The organism is Streptomyces sp. NPDC005262 (assembly GCF_042872425.1).
Taxonomy (GTDB): domain Bacteria; phylum Actinomycetota; class Actinomycetes; order Streptomycetales; family Streptomycetaceae; genus Streptomyces.
This window is the reverse complement of record NZ_JBIAKK010000015.1, coordinates 102,382-119,358: the sequence shown is the minus strand read 5'-3', so window position 1 is coordinate 119,358 and position 16,977 is coordinate 102,382. Positions and strand designations below refer to the sequence as shown.

Here is a 16,977-nt window from a genome sequence, read left to right as displayed (position 1 = left end):
CAGGTCAGGATGGCTGGCGACCCGACCGTTCAGTTGGCGCCGACGAAAAGCACCAGCAGCAGCCAGACCACCGGAGCAGTCGGCAACAGCGAGTCCAGCCGGTCCATGATCCCGCCATGGCCCGGCAGCAGCGTGCCCATGTCCTTGATTCCGAGATCCCTCTTGATCATGGACTCACCCAGGTCACCGAGGGTGGCGCTGGCAGCGACGGCGAGGCCGAGCAGCAGACCCTGCCACCAGGTGCCCCCGTCGATCAGGAACTGCATGCACAGCGCACCGGCGACCATCGCGAAGGCCACCGCGCCGAACAGGCCCTCGCGGGTCTTCCCGGGGCTGATCCGCGGCGCGAGCTTGTGCTTGCCGAAGCGCCAGCCGACGGCGTACGCCCCCGTGTCACTGACCACGGTCAGCAGCAGGAAGGTGAGGACCCGCTGCGGCCCGTCGTCCGCGCTCAGCAGCATCGCGACGAAGGTGGCCAGGAACGGTACGTAGAACGCGGCGAAGACTCCCGCCGTGACGTCCTTGAGGTACCCCTCCGGCGGTTCGGTCATCCGCCAGACGAGCACCGCCAGGGCGGTCAGCGCCATCGCGACCCACGCGCCCTCGGCACCACGGACATAACCGGCCACGATCATCGCCGCGCCGCCGACCGCGAGCGGCACGAGCGGCGCCTTGATGCCCTTGCGCTCCTCGAGCCGGGAGGTGAGCTCCCAGAGGCCGACGACGACGGCGATCGCTATCACGCCGATGAAGACGGCCTTGACGACGAAGAGCGAGGCGACGATGACGGCACCGAGCCCCACGCCGACCCCTATGGCGGCACGCAGATCACGGCCCGCACGTTTCTTCTGCGGGGGCGGCGGGGTGGACATGGGCTCCTGCGGCTTCTCGTCACGGAACAGGGGGCCACCGCCGCGGCGGGCGGCTCCCCCGTCCCGCACGTCACGGTCGTCACGGTCGTCACGGTCGTCAGCGTCTCTACCTGCGTCGGGAACGTCAGGCACGACGGGCATGGGCCGAGTGTGCTGGGCGTCATGCACATCGTATGCAGGACCAGCTGGAGCAGCCTGCATCTCGGGCGTACCCCGGTAGCCGGCCTGCGGCGCGCCCCAGGAAGAGTCGTTCATCAGACTTCGAGCAGCTCGGCTTCCTTGTGCTTCAGCAGCTCGTCGACCTGCGCGACGTACTTCGCAGTGGTGTCGTCGAGCTCCTTCTCGGCGCGGCGCACCTCGTCCTCGCCGGACTCCTTGTCCTTGACCAGCTTGTCCAGGGTCTCCTTGGCCTTGCGGCGGACGGCCCGGATCGAGATCTTGGAGTCCTCGGCCTTCGTCTTCGCGACCTTGATGTAGTCGCGGCGACGCTCCTCGGTGAGGTCCGGGAAGTTCACCCGGATGATATTGCCGTCGTTGCTCGGGTTGACGCCGAGGTCGGAGTCGCGGATCGCCTGCTCGATGTTGCGCAGAGCGCTCTTGTCGAACGGCGTCACGACGGCCATCCGCGGCTCGGGAACCGAGAAAGAGGCCAGCTGGTTGATCGGTGTCAGCGCGCCGTAGTAGTCGGCGACGATCTTGTTGAACATCGCCGGGTGCGCACGGCCGGTACGGATCGCGGCGAAGTCCTCTTTCGCGACCACGACGGCCTTCTCCATCTTCTCCTCGGCCTCGAGGAGGGTTTCTTCGATCACCACGTGCTCCTGCGTGTCTAGAGTGGGCCCGGCTTGCTCCGGCCCGGCGGGTCCTGCGTCGCGTCCTCACCTGCACGGTGTCCGACCGGCAGGCCGTTGTCCATCCTTCGGGGCCCCTCCAGGAGTGTTCCCGAAGGGCCCCGGGACCGCACCGGGGGTCCCCCGGAGCCGTCCCCCGGTTCTCAGGCCCGGGTGCCCTGGTCGCTCACGAGCGTGCCGATCTTCTCACCCTTGACGGCACGGGCGATATTGCCGGTCGCGGTGAGCTCGAAGACAAGGATCGGCAGCCGGTTGTCACGGCAGAGCGTGATGGCGGTGGCGTCGGCGATCTTGAGATCGCGGGCGAGCACCTCGCTGTACTCCAGAGCGTCGAACTTCACCGCGTCGGGGTTGGTCTTGGGGTCGGAGTCGTAGACACCGTCCACACCGTTCTTGCCCATCAGCAGACCCTCGGCGTCGATCTCCAGGGCGCGCTGGGCGGCAGTGGTGTCGGTGGAGAAGTACGGCATGCCCATACCGGCACCGAAGATGACGACGCGGCCCTTCTCCAGGTGGCGCACGGCGCGCAGCGGGATGTACGGCTCAGCGACCTGGCCCATGGTGATGGCGGTCTGGACCCGGGAGTCGATGCCCTCCTTCTCCAGGAAGTCCTGGAGCGCGAGGCAGTTCATGACCGTGCCGAGCATGCCCATGTAGTCGGAGCGCGCCCGGTCCATGCCCCGCTGCTGGAGCTCGGCGCCGCGGAAGAAGTTGCCGCCGCCGATGACGACCGCGATTTCGGCACCGCCCCGGACGACCGCCGCGATTTCCCGGGCGATGGCGTGTACGACATCGGGGTCGACACCGAGACCCCCGCCGCCGGCGAACGCCTCGCCGGACAGCTTCAGCATGAAGCGCCCGGGCACCTTGCCGTCCTCGCGCTTCTGGTCACCTTTTGCGGCGTCCGCGCCCTTGTTCATGGAGTTTCTCCTCGTGCACATACGAAGAAGGCCATTGCCGGTGGGTCTGGTGTCCCTCAGCGGCAATGGCCTCCTCGTCAGATCTGCGGTCGTACGGCAGGTGTGCGGCCGTACGACTGCACCAGACCCTATCCGGGTCCACCGTTTTTCGCGGACGGACTCAGATGCCGACCTTGATGCGCGAGAAGCGCTTCAGGGTGACACCGGCCTCGTCCAGGACCTTCTGGACAGACTTCTTGTTGTCCTTGGCGAAGGCCTGCTCCAGGACGACGACGTCCTTGAAGAAGCCGTTGACGCGACCCTCGACGATCTTCGGAAGGGCGGCCTCGGGCTTGCCCTCCTCGCGAGAGGTGGCCTCGGCGACACGACGCTCGTTCTCGACCGTCTCGGCCGGGACCTCGTCGCGGTTGAGGTACTTCGGGGCGAAGGCGGCGATGTGCTGCGCAACGTCCTTGGCGACCTCGGCGTTCTCCTTGTCCAGCTCGACGAGCACGCCGACCTGCGGCGGGAGGTCGGGCATGGTGCGGTGCATGTACGCAGCCACGTAACCGCCGGTGAACTGCGCGAAGCGGTCCAGGACGATCTTCTCACCGAGGTTGGCGTTGGCCTCGTCGACGTACGCCTGGACGGTCTTGCCGGCCTCGATCTCAGAGGCGAGCAGAGCAGCCAGGTCGGCCGGCGAGGTCGCGGCGACGTGGGCGGCGAGCGCGTCGGCGACGGCGAGGAACTTCTCGCCCTTCGCGACGAAGTCCGTCTCGCACTTGAGCTCGAGCAGGACGCCGGAGGTCTTGTCCTCGGAGATGAGGGAGACGACGGCGCCGTTCTCGGCAGAACGGCCCTCGCGCTTGGCGACGCCCTTCTGGCCCTTGATACGGAGGGCCTCGACGGCCTTGTCGACGCTGCCGTCGGCCTCGTCGAGCGCCTTCTTGCAGTCCATCATGCCGGCGCCGGTGAGCTCACGGAGCTTCTTGACGTCAGCGGCGGTGTAGTTCGCCATGAGTCTGTGATTCTCTCTCGAAGTCTGAAAGATCTACGGGTGAACGGCGGGGGCGGTGCTTGTGGCACCGGCCCCCGCCGTCTTTCAGCCGTGACGCAGTGGTCAGGCCTGCTCGGCGTCCGTGGCCGGAGCCTCGGCAGCGGCCTCGGCCGGCGTCTCGGCCTCGGCCGGCGTCTCGGCGGCGTCCGCGACCTTCTCGGTCTCGGCGGACGTCTGCACCTCGGCGTCGTCCTTCTTCTCACCCTCGAGCAGGTCGCGCTCCCACTCGGCGAGCGGCTCGCCGGCGGCCTTCTCGCCCGGCTTCGAGTCGCCGGTCGCGGCGCCGGAACGGGCGATGAGGCCCTCGGCGACGGCGTCGGCGATCACGCGGGTGAGCAGGGTGACGGAGCGGATCGCGTCGTCGTTGCCCGGGATCTTGTAGTCGACCTCGTCGGGGTCGCAGTTGGTGTCGAGGATCGCGACGACCGGGATGTGGAGCTTGCGCGCCTCACCGACGGCGATGTGCTCCTTCTTGGTGTCGACGATCCAGACGGCGCTGGGCACCTTCTGCATCTCGCGGATACCACCGAGGGTCTTCTCCAGCTTGGCCTTCTCGCGGGAGAGGACCAGGAGCTCCTTCTTGGTGAGGCCGGAGGCGGCCACGTCCTCGAAGTCGATCTGCTCGAGCTCCTTCAGACGCTGAAGGCGCTTGTAGACGGTGGAGAAGTTGGTGAGCATGCCACCGAGCCAACGCTGGTTGACGTACGGCATGCCGACGCGCGTCGCCTGCTCGGCGATGGCCTCCTGGGCCTGCTTCTTCGTACCCACGAACATGATGGAACCGCCGTGCGCGACGGTCTCCTTGACGAACTCGTAGGCGCGGTCGATGTACGACAGCGACTGGAGCAGGTCGATGATGTAGATGCCGTTGCGCTCGGTGAAGATGAAGCGCTTCATCTTCGGGTTCCAGCGACGGGTCTGGTGACCGAAGTGGACGCCGCTTTCCAGCAGCTCCCGCATCGTGACGACGGCCATGGCCGTACTCCTTGAGGTGCTCGGTTGTCGCGACCGCAGGATTGCTGTCGCGCCTGACGCCCCGACGCGCCGTGCCACAAGGGACCGAGGAGCGCGGCCACCGTCCGCAGAGAGGGAGGTGGCGGGGCGTGCGAAGTCGACCCGGTGACCCGGATCGCCACAAGAAGTGTACGGGACCCGTCGGGTGCCGGGTGACGGCGATGTCCACAACCGGCCGGTGGTCCACAGATCCGGTCCATGATCCCCATGGATCCGCGGGATGCGGGACGGTTCCGGTCATGCGATACACACCTGAACCGCCTGCTTCCCGATGCGGTGCGCCGAGCCGTCCCCGTCGGGCGCGGAGCCTGCTCGCGGGGGTGGCTCTGGCCGTACTCACTCTGCTGTGCGGTGCGCACACCGCCACCGCTGCCGGCTCCGGGCCCGGCGCCGAGCGCGTGTGGCCGCTCGAGGGGCACCCTGCGGTCGTACGGGGGTGGGAACCGCCGGCCAGTGCCTACGGACGGGGGCACCGTGGCGTCGATCTCGCCGCGGGGCCGGGCACGCCGGTGCGCGCCGCCGCCTCCGGCCGGGTCTCGTTCGCAGGGCGCGTCGCGGGACGTGGGGTTGTCGCGATCGAGGTGGCGGGAACGGGTGATCCACCGCTGCGCACGACGTACGAACCGGTGCGCGCGCGGGTCGAGAAGGGCGAGGAGGCCGTCGCGGGGCAGGTGGTCGCGGTCCTGGAGGCCGGACCGTTCCACTGTGCGTCCGGGTGCCTGCACTGGGGGCTGCGGCGCGGTGACGCATATCTGGACCCGCTGACCCTGCTGCCGCCGTCACTGCTTCGACGCGGCCCGTCCCGGCTGCTGCCGGTCGTCGGCGTACCGGAACCGGCGCCGGACCCACCGGGCGCCATCGGATACGCGGCCCCTGCCGCGCTGCTCGCCACGGCGGCCCTGCGGCCCGGGGATCAGCCCCGGACGCCCCGCAGGATCATGGCGACAACGGTGTCCGCGATCACGTCCGGTGCCTCCGCCACGCTCAGCTCGATACGGCGCACGGCGGCGTCCACCGAGCCCTGCAGCAGCATCGCCGCGAGCCTCGGCTGCTCGTGGCCGAGGTCGCCGAGCGCCTCGACGATCATGGCGATCAGCCCGCCGTGCGCGGCCCGGATCTTCTCGCGCGCACCCGCGTCCAGCTCACTCGCGGAGATGGCGACGACCGCCCGGTGCCGCCGGTCCCCGACCAGGTCGAGCTGACGGCGCACATAGGCCTCGATCTTTCCCTCGGGGGTCCCGGCCCGCTCCATGGTGTGCTCGACCTCGGCCGCCCAGACGGGGAAGTCGACGGCGCACAGCTCCTCGACGACGGCCGCGCGGGAGCGGAAGTACTCGTAGACGGAGGACCTGGCGAGGCCCGTGCGCTCGGCGAGAGCGGGGAAGGTCAACGCATCCGTACCCCCCTCGGACAACAGGGATCGGGCGGCGTCCAGGAGGGCGCCGCGCTGCATGGTCCGGTGCTCGGCCACGGAGGCCGCTCGAATCCTGGGCACGGCTCCACTGTACGGCGGCACCTGTGGGAGAGGGGGCGGGCGGCACCGATCGCCGGCCGAGCACCGGTCTCAGCGTCCGGCGTCGGCCAGTTTCGCGCGTAGCTGCAGCACCGATTTGGTGTGGATCTGGCTGACCCGGCTCTCGGTGACCCCGAGCACGTTGCCGATCTCGGCGAGGGTGAGGCCCTCGTAGTAGTAGAGGGTGACGACCGTCTTCTCGCGGTCCGGGAGTGTGTTGATCGCGCGGGCGAGCAGCCGTCTGAGCTCACGGCCCTCGGCGACCTCCACCGGATTGTCGGCGGCGGTGTCCTCCAGCGTGTCCATCAGGCTCAGCCGGTCACCGCCCTCGCCGCCGACGTGCAGGAGCTCCTCCAGCGCAACCACGTTCGCGAGCGACAACTGGCTGAAAACCGCATGTAGTTCTTCCAGCGTGACGCCCATCTCGGCGGCGACCTCCGGCTCGGACGGGGTACGCCGCAGCTGCGCCTCCAGCGTGGCGTAGGCGCGCTCCACGGCCCGCGCCTTCTGCCGCACGGAGCGCGGGATCCAGTCCAGCGCCCGGAGTTCGTCGATCATCGCGCCACGGATGCGGGTGATTGCGTACGTCTCGAACTTGATGGCCCGTTCGATGTCGAACTTCTCGATCGCGTCGATCAGTCCGAAGACTCCCGAGGAGACGAAGTCCGCCTGCTCGACGTTGGACGGCAGTCCCACGCTCACCCGGCCCGCGACGTACTTCACCAACGGCGAGTAGTGCAGGATCAGCTGCTCCCGCAGCCGCTCGTCGCCCGTGGACTTGTACGAACGCCACAACTCGTCGAGCGAGGAAGGGGCCGGAGGGCGCACAGTGCCACGCGCAGCCGGTGGTACTGGCGCACGGTCAGACCCGGAGGTGTGCTGGGGCATGTGGTGCCTTGAGCCGTTCTGCTGTGGACTGCTGGGGGACTTGTGTCTGGGCCGGAATCCTTGTGAGCGTAGCGTGACTGAAGTGTTGCGGTGCGCGAAGGATAGAGGATCGGTGCCGGGCACTTCAGGACGAATGGACATGACTACGCTCCGGAACCGTCACCGTGTGGGTCGGTCCCGGAGGCGTCGTCGAAGGATCCGCCGAGGTCATCGGCATCACCTTTTCACCCGAATGCTCCAGGTCAAGGACCGCCTCGCCGCGAGCCGCCATTGCGTGTCGGGCGCGGCGTCAACTGCCATTCTTCGCCAGCGCGTTCGACGAACCCCAGTGAGTGCAGTTCGTACAATCTGCTGACTGCTTCGTCGGCGCTGGTTCCAGCGGTGCGGGCGATGTCCCTCCCACTGACGGAGCCGTGGGAGGGCAGGGCGTCGAGAACCCGGGCGGAGGCGGCGTCCAACAGGTCCCTGGCGAGTACGGGGCCGCGCCGGGCCGGAGCGAGGTCGCCGATCTCCCCCACCAGTTCGGCGACTTCCGCGGCGTCGGTGACCAGGACTCCCTCGCCCCTGAGGAGTTCATGGACCCCGGCCGACAGACCACTCGTGGCGGGACCCGGCACGCCCATGGTGAACCGGCCCAGCCGTTGCGCATTGCGTGCGGTGACCAGTGAGCCGCTTCGGTATTCGGCCTCGACCACGACCGTCCCCCGGGTCAGCGCGGCAATCACCCGGTTCCGGAGGATGAATCTGGTGCGCGTCGGATGATCGGCCGGGGGCAGCTCTCCGATGACCAGCCCCTGTTCCGCCACCCGCCCGATCAATTCGGCATGCCCTCGGGGATAGGCGACGTCCACCCCGCACGCCAGGACCGCCAGGGTCGCCCCGCCGGCCGAGAGGGCGCCGCGATGGGCCGCCCCGTCCACCCCGAACGCGGCGCCCGACACCACCACCCAGCCCAGCTCCGCCAGCCCCGCTCCCAGGCTCGCCGCCATATGTGCCCCGTACGGAGTACAGGCCCGGGCACCGACCACCGCGACCGAGCGCAGCGCCCAGAGCCGCAGATCGGGCCGCCCCCGAACCCAGAGGCCGGTCGGCCGGGAGTCGCCCAGGTCGTCGAGTTGGCCGGGCCACTCCCGGTCGCCGGGGCAGACGAAGCGGCCGCCCACGGCGGCGACCGAGGCCAGGTCACGCTCGGGGTCGACGGCCTCGGCCCGCAACCGGTAGCCGGCCAGCCGCTTCGCCGTCATGCCCCGAAGCTGTTCCGCGGCCCCGTCCCGGGCCGTGATCCGCCGTATCAGTTCGGCGGCGCCGATCTCGCGCAACCAGCGGCCCCCGCGTTCGTCGCCGGGCTCGAGGACACGGGTCAGGGCGGCCCGCGCCAGGCGCTCCCGGTCGCCCACCGCCGGTCGTGCCCACCCCGCCTCCCGGATCCACTCCTGGACGCCCGGTGTGCTGACGCCCGGTCCCTCGTCAAGGCCCTCCGGTGGCCTGACGCCCGGTCCGGCGTCGAGGCCGCCCGGCGTCATGAAGCCCGGTCCAGCACCGAGGCCCCGCGTGAGATCCCCGTCCGCAGCTCCAGGGCCACCGCGATGTCGAACGCCTCCGGGCGATCGGCACCGCGCAGGTCGGCGAGAGTCCATGCCACCCGCAGGACCCGGTCCAGTCCCCGCGCGGTGAGCAGCCCGCGCTCCATGTCCCGTTCCGCCTCCATGAGCGCCCCCGGCGCCGCGAGGAGCCTGGTCCGCAACTCATGGCCGGGGACCTCGCTGTTGGTGGTCCAGGGTGTGCCCGTGAGCCGGTCCGCCGCCCGCGATCTGGCCTCCCGTACCCGGGCGGCGACATCGGCCGTCGACTCGCCACGGCCGCCCCGCCCCATCAGGTCCTCACGGGTGACCGGAGCGACGACCACACGCAGATCCACCCGGTCGAGCAGGGGCCCGGACAGTCTCGCCTGATAGCGGCGGACCGACGAGGGCGGGCATTCGCAGGCCGCGCCGGTGAGGGTGTGGCGTCCGCACGGACACGGGTTGGCGGCCAGCACCATCAGGAAGCGGGCGGGCAGCCGCACCACGCCGGCACTGCGCGCCACCACCACATGCCCCGACTCCAGCGGCTGGCGCAGCGCGTCCAGGGCCCGCACCGAGAACTCCGGCGCCTCGTCCAGAAACAGCACACCTCGATGTGCCAGCGAGACCGCACCGGGCCGCGGCAGCCCGTTTCCCCCGCCGACCAGCGACTGCATGGTCGCCGAGTGGTGCGGCGCGCAGTACGGCGCCCGGGAGACCAGCGGTTCGCCGGGCGGCAGGATTCCCGCCACCGAGTGCACCGCGGTCACTTCGAGGGATTCCTGCCTGGTGAGCGGGGGCAGAATCGCGGACAGCCGCTCGGCCAGCATGGTCTTGCCGGCGCCCGGCGGTCCGGAGAGCAGCAGATGGTGGCCGCCCGCCGCGGCGACCTCCAGGGCCTTTCGCGGCGTCTCCTGGCCTGCGACGTCCGCCAGGTCCGGCCGGTGTCCGTCGCCCTGCGCGGCGCCCATCGCCAGTCCGGTACCGATGCCCGCGCCCGGCACCATCAGCCCCGCGAGCATGGTGTCGGGGCGCCCTTCCTCGCGGATCTCCGGTTCGTCGGGCACCGGTTCGTCGCTGAGCACGGCGATCAGCTGCCGCAGGCTCCGTACCCCGAGGACCGACACCCCTGGCACCAGCGCCGCTTCGCCCGCGGTCTGTTCGGGCACGACGACCTTGCGGTACCCGGCCTCCGACGCGGCGAGCACGGCGGGCAGCACTCCGCGCACGGGCCGCACCCGGCCGTCGAGCCCGAGCTCCCCGATCATCACCACATCCGCGATGGCCGCAGGGGCGATCCGCTCGGCCGCGCCCAGCACCGCACACGCCACGGCCAGGTCGAATCCGCTGCCGCCCTTGGGCACGGAGGCCGGGGAGAGCCCGACCGTGAGTTTCTTCTGCGGCCACTCGGCCCCGGAGTTGACCACCGCGGCCCTGACCCGGTCCCGGCTCTCCACCAGGCTCTTGTCCGGCAGCCCGACCAGGGTGAAAGCCGCCACCCCGGGCTCCAGGTCCGCCTGGACCTCCACCACCACGCCGTCGACGCCGACCAGCGCCACCGAGCACGCACGCGCGAACCCCATCAGGCCACCCCCCGCGCGTGCTCGGCGACCGGCGCTCCGCGCCTCGGCACCACCACGCCGACCAGGTCGATCCGCACCCCGCCCGGCGGCGGACCGCCGTTCAGATCGACCCAGATCTCGGCCAGCCGCCGCAGTCGGTCCGCCTTGACCGGGGTGACGGCCGCCATCGGATGCTCGAACGCCCCCGCCCTGCGGGTCTTGACCTCGCAGACGACCAGCGCGTCGCCGTCCTTGGCGACGATGTCGATCTCACCGGCGCGACAGCGCCAGTTCCGTGCCAGTACGGCCATGCCGGCGTCGGTCAGCAGCCGCGCCGCCAGATCCTCGCCGTACCGCCCGAGTGCCCCCCGTGCGTTCATATCGGCACCACCTCCGGCACCGACTCTGTCCTGTCCGACCCCGACCGGTGGATCTTGGTGGACAACTCGGCGACTGTGGACAACCCGGCCACCCGTGAGGGGGACCGACCGGAGGGGCGCCCTCTGCGGCTCAGCCGCCCGGCAGTTCGAGGTCGCTCTTGTTGAGCTCCTCGATGTTGACGTCCTTGAACGTCAGCACGCGTACCTGCTTGACGAACCGGGCGGGCCGGTACATGTCCCAGACCCAGGCATCCGCCATGGACACCTCGAAAAACACCTCACCCTGGACCGAGTGCACCTGCATCTCGTAGTCGTTGGTGAGGTAGAAACGCCGTTCGGTCTCGATCACATATTTGAACAGACCGACGACATCGCGGTACTCCCGGTAGAGCTTCAGCTCCATCTCGGTCTCGTACTTCTCGAGGTCCTCGGCGCTCATTGGCATGTTCCCCTTCAGCCGTGCGTCCACCTATTGTGCGCCAGGCTCCGGCACCCCTGGACGCTTAGACGATTTCGGGGGCCAGAACCAGTGGCCTACGCGGCGGACCCTCTTCGAGCAGCGTGCGCAGCAGCTCGGCGAGTCTGGTCGGGTACACCGTCTCACGCGCCACCGACAGTTCGGCGGAGGTCCACCACCTCAGACCCGCGACACTGCGCTGTTCCAGCCCGGTCAGCCCGCTCAGGTCCGTCGTGGTCTGCGTGGTACGTGCCAGGAAGTACCACTCGTCCTGATCCCAGCGCCGCCCGTCGAACGGGAAGGAGCAGATCCGCTGCCAGAGCACCGGACCCAGCTCGACATCGGTGATCCCGGTCTCCTCGGCCAGCTCGCGCAGGGCCGCCTGCTCCCGGCTCTCGTCGCCCTCCAGCCCGCCGCCGGGGGTGAACCACCAGGTGCTCGAGGGGTCCTCCGGTTCATATCCGTGCACCAGCAGAATGCGGTCGTCGGGGTCGAGCAGGACCACCCGGGCCACCTTCCGCTTCTCAGTGGGCACCGGCAGGCACCCTTCGGTCCTGCCCGTTCCTCCTGCGTGCGGACCGCGCGGCGATCGGACCGTACGCGGTGCCTCCGAAGATGAGAACCACGCCCGCCACCACGGCCCCGAGCTGAAGTTTCAGGGGGCCGGGGGCCGACACCCCACCGGGGAGAGCGGCAAACGCCTGCGGTCGCTCGATCATGCCGTCCATCGGCCAGGCGATGGCGTCCACCCGGGCCTGTACGTCGCTGCGCGGCACCGACCCCTGTCCCGGGTCGTCCAGATGGACCCGGGAGTCCAGGGAGCCGCTCCGCTCGTCCCCGAGGAGGAAGAGCTGTCCCTTGGGCACGTTCGCCGTGAAGTTCTTCACCGAGGCGAGGCCCTCTGTCTGCAGATACGGTTCCTCGATGGGCTTGCCGTTGACGGTCAGCCGGCCGCTCTTCTCGCAGCAGGCGATCTTGTCGCCGCCGATCCCGACGACCCGCTTGACCATCGGCATGTTGTTGTCCCAGGCCGGGTCCGTGAAGACCACCACGTCGCCGCGGCGCACCTCGCTGCCGTCCACGCGCTCCGCGAGGACCCGGTCCCCCGCATTCACCGTCGGCGTCATCGACTCGGTCGGCACGATGTACGGCTTGTACACCAACGCGCCCCAGGCGAACCCGCCGAGGAAGAGCACAAGGCCGACGGCCACGGCCAGCCCCGACAGCATGCTGCCCAGCCGGCCGTGGCCGTCACCCGTACGTCCTGTTCCACTCATCCCAGCGTCCCCCACCTCGGAGATCGACAATCGCTGATCCGAGTCGGCACCCTACCCGGCGGTATGCCCGTTGGTCAGCCTCTTACGGCGCCACAACACGAGGGGCAGCGCTCCGGCTACACCGAGTGCTCCCGGCACCAGCCCCGTCGCCGCATTGATCCCCGGCTGGTCGAACGTGCTCGGGATCGGCAGAGTCGCCCAGCGGTTGATCGGCCACGCGACCACGATGGCCCGGCCGACGACCTCGTCCGTGGAGACCGTGCCCTGACCGGGCAGCTCCTGGTGGTAGCGGGAGTCGAGGGAGTTCTGTCGGTGGTCGCCCATCACCCAGATGCGGCCCTCGGGCACCTTGATCGGGCCGAACGGCTCGTCATTGCAGGGGGTGTTGCCCGGATAGATGAACGACGTCTCGTCCAGCGCCACGCCATTGACCGTGACCGGCCCGTTCTCCTTGCACTCCACCGTGTCGCCGCCGACCGCGATGACCCGCTTGATCAGGTCCTTCTCCTCGGCGGACGGCATGAGTCCGATGAAGCTGAGGAACTTCTGCGCCACATTCGGTGTCGGCGTCTGCGCGCTCTCCAGCCAGCCGCCCGGGTCATGGAAGACCACGACCTCGCCCCGCTGAGGCTCCGAGCCGAACCACGGGGTCAGCTTGTCGACCAGCACCCGGTCGCCCCGCTGGAGCGTGTCCTGCATCGAGTCCGAGGGAATCGAGAACGCCTGTACCAGGAACGTCTTGATCAGCAGCGCCAGAATCAGCGCGATGCCGATGAGCAGGGGCAGCTCCTTCCAGAAGGAACGTGGCTTCCCAGGAGCCGCACCGGCGCTGTCCGGGGAGTCGCCGTCACTCTCCGTCCGGCCCGCCGCCTCGGAGGATTCACCGTTCTCCGGACGCTCCGCCCGGTCCTCGGGTTCGTCGTGTCCGGATCGTGCGCCGACCACCAAATCCCCCACATCCACTCCTCACTCCGTGCCACCGCCCGCGACCCATTCGGCGCAGGCCCACCACTCCCATAACGAGCGGGAGTTCCGCAGGGGTCGGGAGCCGGACCATTCCATTGAGATCCTGGGAGGACACACTATTCGACAGTCCGTACGCAGCCGTTGTCCCGGCGCGCGCGTCCGCCACCGAGGCAAATGTCTGCGGCTCCTCCAGCCTCCGCCAGTGGCCGAAGGGCCAGGCGATGACGACGGCCCGTCCCACGACCTCGTTCTCCGAGACCGTGCCGTGATCGGGCTCGTCCAGATGGAAGCGTGAATCGGCCGAATTGGAGCGATGGTCGCCCATCACAAAGATTCGGCCGGCCGGAACCTTTACCTCGAATTTGAGTGTGGAGGGCGGATTACCCGGATGCAGATAGGGCTCATCGAGCGGAACACCGTTGACGGTGACCTTGCCGTCCTTGTCGCAGCACTTCACGGTGTCGCCGCCGACGGCGACCACACGCTTGATCAGATCCTGTTCGTCGTCGGACGGCAGCAGCCCGATGAAGGTCAGTCCTTCCTTCACCTGTTTGACGACGACGGGCGGATCCTTCTTGTCGACGTTCTCCTGCCGGAGCCAGCCGCCCGGATCCTTGAAGACGACGACGTCGCCGCGCTTGGGCTTTGCGCCGAACCACGGCGTCAGCTTGTCGACGAGTACCCGGTCGCCGATGCGGATGGTCTGCTCCATCGATCCGGACGGGATCACGAAGGCCTGCACCAGGAAGGTCTTGAGAACGAGCGCGATGAGCAGCGCCACGGTGATCAGGAGGGGGATCTCCTTCACGGCCGACCTGCGCCGCCGCCGTTTGACCTTGCGGGCCAGCTTGCGCCGTTCCGCCCGGGTGGGCAGCGACCGCGATGCCGTCGGCCTGCTGCCGGTCGGCAGCGGAGTGCCCGGGTCCGAGGCGCGGCTGCCGCGCCCGCGGTTACCCATGGGTCCCGTCCGGTATCCGTATGCCGTCGAAGGCACCGGTCTCCGGCAGCGGGCCCAGCCGGCCCAGCGGCCAGCCGATCCAGTCCACCCGGCCGATCACCCGGTCGACAGGCACCATGCCGCCGCCCGGTTCGCCCAGATGGTCACGGGAGTCACGGGAGTTGCTGCGGTGGTCGCCCATCATCCACAGCGTGCCGTCAGGGACGACAATCTCGAACGCCGCCCTGGACGGGGCGTCGCCCGGATACAGGTACTCCTCGTCCACCGGCCGGCCGTTCACCTCGACCCTGCCCCGCTTGTCGCAGCAGACCACCCGGTCGCCACCCACGCCCACCACCCGCTTCACGAAGTCGGTCTCGGCGGGCTCCGCCAGCCCCAGGGATGCCGCCACGCCGTGTGCCAGCGCGGTGACGGGGTTCTCCTCGGGCTTCTCCTGCACGAAGGATCCGGTGCCGTCGAAGACCACCACGTCGCCGCGCTGCGGTACGGAGCCGAAACGGTACGCCAGTTTGTTCACCAGCACCCGGTCCCCCACCCGCAGCGTGGACTCCATCGAGCCACTGGGGATCAGGAAGGGCTGCAGCACGTAGGTACTGAACAGCAGCAGGAAAACCGCACAGACGGCGCCGAGCGCGGCCGTCCGCCGCCACGACATCGTGGACGGCCGGTCCGGGATACGCGAAGAGCGCGACCTCTCCTCCGTCCCTGCTTCGGGTGCGGAGGAGCGGTCGCGCTCCGTGGGCTTTGCTTCCGTGTCCATCGCAGCCAGAGCTTATCCGGCCGTGCCGTGGACCTGGGAGCTAGCTCACCTGTCGCGCTTCTCCTTGATCTTCGCGGCCTTGCCGCGCAGCTCACGGAGGTAGTACAGCTTCGCGCGGCGGACGTCACCGCGGGTGACGAGCTCGATCTTCTCGAAGATCGGGCTGTGCACCGGGAAGGTGCGCTCGACGCCGACGCTGAAGGAGACCTTGCGGACCGTGAAGGTCTCGCTGATGCCGGAGCCCTGGCGGCGGATGACTACGCCCTTGAACTGCTGGATACGGGAGCGGTTGCCCTCGATCACTCGCACGTGGACGTTGACGGTGTCACCGGGGCGGAACGCCGGGACGTCCGTACGCAGGGAGGCGGCATTGACGCCATCGAGCAGGGAAGCCATGTTGTCTGCTTTCTTCGCCGATGCCACAGGTCATCGACGGGAGATCGTAAGGAATCTGGGTGCTGATCGCGTCGGGCGGGCGTCGTTCCCCCTGTGGCAGGGGCGCACACCGGACGTACAGCAGCGGCTTATTGTTCCATGCCTTCGGGCCTGCGCCAAAATCGGCCGCCGGGCTCCGGCGACCAGCCGAGGATGGAGAGGATCTCACGGTCCTTCTTGTCGAAGGCGCTCGCCTCGCAACGCTCGATGAGATCGGGCCGGTTGACCGCGGTACGGCGGAACGCCTCGTCCCGCCGCCAGCGTGCGATCTTCCCATGGTGACCGCTGAGCAGGACGTCCGGGATGCCTCTGCCACGCCACTCGGGGGGCTTGGTGAAGACCGGGCCCTCCAACAGATCGGCCATGGCGCCGGGTGCGAAGGAGTCGTCGCGGTGCGACTCGGCGTTGCCGAGCACACCGGGCAGCAGCCGGGCCACCGCCTCCGTGATGACCAGCACGGCGGCTTCCCCGCCGGCCAGCACATAGTCCCCGATGGAGACCTCGACGACCGGCATGCGGGTCGCGTACTCGTCCATCACCCGGCGGTCGATGCCCTCGTAGCGTGCCGGGGTGAAGATCAGCCACGGCCGCTCGGAGAGCTCCACGGCGAGCTCCTGGGTGAACGGACGGCCGCTGGGCGTGGGTACCACGAGCACCGGGGAGTGCGCCCCGGCCTCGTACCCGTCCGCCAGGGTCTCGTCCAGGGCGTCACCCCACGGGCCGGTCTTCATCACCATGCCGGGACCGCCGCCGTAGGGCGTGTCGTCCACCGTGTTGTGCCGGTCGTACGTCCAGTCCCGCAGATCGTGCACATGTACGTCGAGGCGGCCGCGGGCGCGGGCCTTGCCGACGAGCGAGACGTTCAGCGGTTCCAGGTACTCAGGGAAGATCGTGACGACGTCGAGCCGCATCAGGCGTCGTTCCCCGGCTCGGAGGCCTCTTCGTCGCGCGAGGAGACGATCACCGCCTGGCTCTCGTCGATCAGGCCGGGCGGCGGGGTGATGACCACGCGCTGCTCCTCCAGATCGATCTCGGTGACGATCTCCTCGACGAACGGGATCATCACCTCGCTGCCGTCCGGGCGCTCCACGATGAAGAGGTCCTGGGACGGCAGATGCGAGATCTCGGTGATCCGGCCGATCTCGGTGCCGTCGGCGAGGACCACATCGAGGTCGATGAGCTGGTGGTCGTAGAACTCCTCGGGGTCCTCCGGGAGCTCCGCCGGGTCGACGTCGGCAATCAGCAGGGTGTTCCGGAGGGCCTCGGCCGCCGTACGGTCCCGCACGCCCTCGAAACGCAGCAGCAGCCTGCCGCTGTGCACCCGTCCGGTCTCGATCGTCAGCGGTCCGTTCGCTGCCGGGTCGGTGGTCAGGCGGGCCCCGGGGCCGAGCCTGAGCTCCGGCTCGTCCGTACGCACCTCGACGGTGACCTCACCCTTGATGCCGTGGGCGCGGCCGATCCGCGCAACTACCAGCTGCACCTTGTGTCTCTCCTGTCATACGACGACGGGCCGGGGCGGGCGCATG

General features: G+C 69.4%; 19 protein-coding genes and 1 pseudogene. 1 reads left to right on the top strand and 19 read right to left on the bottom strand.

What is annotated here, in order from left to right; genetic code table 11:
* Window positions 1-29: 29 nt before the first annotated feature.
* The 5 genes from ACFYP5_RS29870 to rpsB form a co-directional block, all read right to left on the bottom strand.
* The gene (locus ACFYP5_RS29870) at window positions 30-1,127 is read right to left on the bottom strand and encodes a phosphatidate cytidylyltransferase (RefSeq protein WP_389041789.1); all 1,098 of its coding nucleotides are present in this window, start codon (window positions 1,125-1,127) and stop codon (window positions 30-32) included.
* The gene (gene frr / locus ACFYP5_RS29865; RefSeq protein WP_030928366.1) at window positions 1,127-1,684 is read right to left on the bottom strand and encodes a ribosome recycling factor; all 558 of its coding nucleotides are present in this window, start codon (window positions 1,682-1,684) and stop codon (window positions 1,127-1,129) included. The genes ACFYP5_RS29870 and frr overlap by 1 nt, the downstream gene beginning before the upstream one ends.
* Window positions 1,685-1,866: 182 nt before the next feature.
* Complete coding sequence (gene pyrH, locus ACFYP5_RS29860) at window positions 1,867-2,643, bottom strand: UMP kinase (protein WP_376266742.1); 777 nt, start codon at window positions 2,641-2,643, stop codon at window positions 1,867-1,869.
* A 160-nt stretch (window positions 2,644-2,803) separates the two neighbouring features.
* Window positions 2,804-3,640, bottom strand: a complete 837-nt coding sequence (tsf, locus tag ACFYP5_RS29855) for a translation elongation factor Ts (protein WP_030928372.1) — start codon at window positions 3,638-3,640, stop codon at window positions 2,804-2,806.
* A 102-nt stretch (window positions 3,641-3,742) separates the two neighbouring features.
* The gene (rpsB, locus tag ACFYP5_RS29850) at window positions 3,743-4,654 is read right to left on the bottom strand and encodes a 30S ribosomal protein S2 (protein WP_389041786.1); all 912 of its coding nucleotides are present in this window, start codon (window positions 4,652-4,654) and stop codon (window positions 3,743-3,745) included.
* A 200-nt stretch (window positions 4,655-4,854) separates the two neighbouring features.
* Between rpsB and ACFYP5_RS29845 the strand changes: the two are divergent.
* Window positions 4,855-5,394: pseudogene (locus ACFYP5_RS29845) on the top strand (peptidoglycan DD-metalloendopeptidase family protein); the annotation flags it as partial.
* Window positions 5,395-5,606: 212 nt separating this feature from the next.
* Here the strand turns inward: ACFYP5_RS29845 and ACFYP5_RS29840 are convergent.
* The 14 genes from ACFYP5_RS29840 to rimM all read right to left on the bottom strand — a co-directional run bounded on the left by ACFYP5_RS29840 (window position 5,607) and on the right by rimM (window position 16,931).
* Window positions 5,607-6,164 carry a TetR/AcrR family transcriptional regulator gene (locus ACFYP5_RS29840; RefSeq protein ID WP_389041902.1) on the bottom strand — a complete coding sequence of 186 codons (558 nt, stop codon included), beginning with the start codon at window positions 6,162-6,164 and terminating at the stop codon, window positions 5,607-5,609.
* 93 nt (window positions 6,165-6,257) lie between these two features.
* A complete protein-coding gene (whiG, locus tag ACFYP5_RS29835; protein WP_389041784.1) occupies window positions 6,258-7,094 on the bottom strand; it encodes an RNA polymerase sigma factor WhiG in 837 nt (278 codons plus the stop codon).
* Window positions 7,095-7,336: 242 nt separating this feature from the next.
* Window positions 7,337-8,617 carry a DNA-processing protein DprA gene (gene dprA, locus ACFYP5_RS29830; protein WP_389041782.1) on the bottom strand — a complete coding sequence of 427 codons (1,281 nt, stop codon included), beginning with the start codon at window positions 8,615-8,617 and terminating at the stop codon, window positions 7,337-7,339.
* Entirely contained in the window at window positions 8,614-10,239 is a 1,626-nt protein-coding gene (locus ACFYP5_RS29825; protein WP_389041780.1) for a YifB family Mg chelatase-like AAA ATPase, read from the bottom strand. Before ACFYP5_RS29825 ends, dprA begins: the two co-directional genes overlap by 4 nt.
* On the bottom strand, window positions 10,239-10,598 hold the full coding sequence (locus ACFYP5_RS29820; RefSeq protein WP_389041778.1) for a YraN family protein: 360 nt from the start codon (window positions 10,596-10,598) through the stop codon (window positions 10,239-10,241). The genes ACFYP5_RS29825 and ACFYP5_RS29820 overlap by 1 nt, the downstream gene beginning before the upstream one ends.
* 130 nt (window positions 10,599-10,728) lie before the next feature.
* A complete protein-coding gene (locus tag ACFYP5_RS29815) occupies window positions 10,729-11,037 on the bottom strand; it encodes a DUF2469 domain-containing protein (RefSeq protein WP_003965949.1) in 309 nt (102 codons plus the stop codon).
* 64 nt (window positions 11,038-11,101) lie between these two features.
* Window positions 11,102-11,590 carry an NUDIX hydrolase gene (locus ACFYP5_RS29810; protein ID WP_389041776.1) on the bottom strand — a complete coding sequence of 163 codons (489 nt, stop codon included), beginning with the start codon at window positions 11,588-11,590 and terminating at the stop codon, window positions 11,102-11,104.
* A complete protein-coding gene (gene lepB / locus ACFYP5_RS29805; protein WP_389041774.1) occupies window positions 11,580-12,332 on the bottom strand; it encodes a signal peptidase I in 753 nt (250 codons plus the stop codon). The genes ACFYP5_RS29810 and lepB (ACFYP5_RS29805) overlap by 11 nt, the downstream gene beginning before the upstream one ends.
* 51 nt (window positions 12,333-12,383) lie before the next feature.
* On the bottom strand, window positions 12,384-13,280 hold the full coding sequence (gene lepB, locus ACFYP5_RS29800) for a signal peptidase I (protein WP_389041900.1): 897 nt from the start codon (window positions 13,278-13,280) through the stop codon (window positions 12,384-12,386).
* Window positions 13,213-14,256: a signal peptidase I gene (gene lepB, locus ACFYP5_RS29795; protein WP_389041772.1), complete on the bottom strand. Its 1,044-nt coding sequence runs from the start codon at window positions 14,254-14,256 to the stop codon at window positions 13,213-13,215. The genes lepB (ACFYP5_RS29800) and lepB (ACFYP5_RS29795) overlap by 68 nt, the downstream gene beginning before the upstream one ends.
* Window positions 14,249-15,016, bottom strand: a complete 768-nt coding sequence (gene lepB / locus ACFYP5_RS29790; protein ID WP_389041770.1) for a signal peptidase I — start codon at window positions 15,014-15,016, stop codon at window positions 14,249-14,251. Before lepB (ACFYP5_RS29790) ends, lepB (ACFYP5_RS29795) begins: the two co-directional genes overlap by 8 nt.
* A 45-nt stretch (window positions 15,017-15,061) precedes the next feature.
* Window positions 15,062-15,412 carry a 50S ribosomal protein L19 gene (rplS, locus tag ACFYP5_RS29785; protein WP_389041768.1) on the bottom strand — a complete coding sequence of 117 codons (351 nt, stop codon included), beginning with the start codon at window positions 15,410-15,412 and terminating at the stop codon, window positions 15,062-15,064.
* A gap of 128 nt (window positions 15,413-15,540) precedes the next feature.
* Window positions 15,541-16,362, bottom strand: a complete 822-nt coding sequence (gene trmD, locus ACFYP5_RS29780) for a tRNA (guanosine(37)-N1)-methyltransferase TrmD (RefSeq protein ID WP_389041766.1) — start codon at window positions 16,360-16,362, stop codon at window positions 15,541-15,543.
* On the bottom strand, window positions 16,362-16,931 hold the full coding sequence (gene rimM, locus ACFYP5_RS29775; RefSeq protein WP_389041764.1) for a ribosome maturation factor RimM: 570 nt from the start codon (window positions 16,929-16,931) through the stop codon (window positions 16,362-16,364). The genes trmD and rimM overlap by 1 nt, the downstream gene beginning before the upstream one ends.
* Between the last annotated feature and the right edge of the window lie 46 nt (window positions 16,932-16,977).

Coding starts and splice junctions, on each gene's coding strand:
- ACFYP5_RS29870 (WP_389041789.1), bottom strand. CDS start 1,127: ATGAACGACTCTTCCTGGGGCGCGCCGCAGGCCGGCTACCGGGGTACG.
- pyrH (WP_376266742.1), bottom strand. CDS start 2,643: ATGAACAAGGGCGCGGACGCCGCAAAAGGTGACCAGAAGCGCGAGGAC.
- tsf (WP_030928372.1), bottom strand. CDS start 3,640: ATGGCGAACTACACCGCCGCTGACGTCAAGAAGCTCCGTGAGCTCACC.
- rpsB (WP_389041786.1), bottom strand. CDS start 4,654: ATGGCCGTCGTCACGATGCGGGAGCTGCTGGAAAGCGGCGTCCACTTC.
- whiG (WP_389041784.1), bottom strand. CDS start 7,094: ATGCCCCAGCACACCTCCGGGTCTGACCGTGCGCCAGTACCACCGGCT.
- dprA (WP_389041782.1), bottom strand. CDS start 8,617: ATGACGCCGGGCGGCCTCGACGCCGGACCGGGCGTCAGGCCACCGGAG.
- ACFYP5_RS29825 (WP_389041780.1), bottom strand. CDS start 10,239: ATGGGGTTCGCGCGTGCGTGCTCGGTGGCGCTGGTCGGCGTCGACGGC.
- ACFYP5_RS29820 (WP_389041778.1), bottom strand. CDS start 10,598: ATGAACGCACGGGGGGCACTCGGGCGGTACGGCGAGGATCTGGCGGCG.
- ACFYP5_RS29815 (WP_003965949.1), bottom strand. CDS start 11,037: ATGAGCGCCGAGGACCTCGAGAAGTACGAGACCGAGATGGAGCTGAAG.
- lepB (WP_389041774.1), bottom strand. CDS start 12,332: ATGAGTGGAACAGGACGTACGGGTGACGGCCACGGCCGGCTGGGCAGC.
- lepB (WP_389041772.1), bottom strand. CDS start 14,256: ATGGGTAACCGCGGGCGCGGCAGCCGCGCCTCGGACCCGGGCACTCCG.
- lepB (WP_389041770.1), bottom strand. CDS start 15,016: ATGGACACGGAAGCAAAGCCCACGGAGCGCGACCGCTCCTCCGCACCC.
- rplS (WP_389041768.1), bottom strand. CDS start 15,412: ATGGCTTCCCTGCTCGATGGCGTCAATGCCGCCTCCCTGCGTACGGAC.
- trmD (WP_389041766.1), bottom strand. CDS start 16,362: ATGCGGCTCGACGTCGTCACGATCTTCCCTGAGTACCTGGAACCGCTG.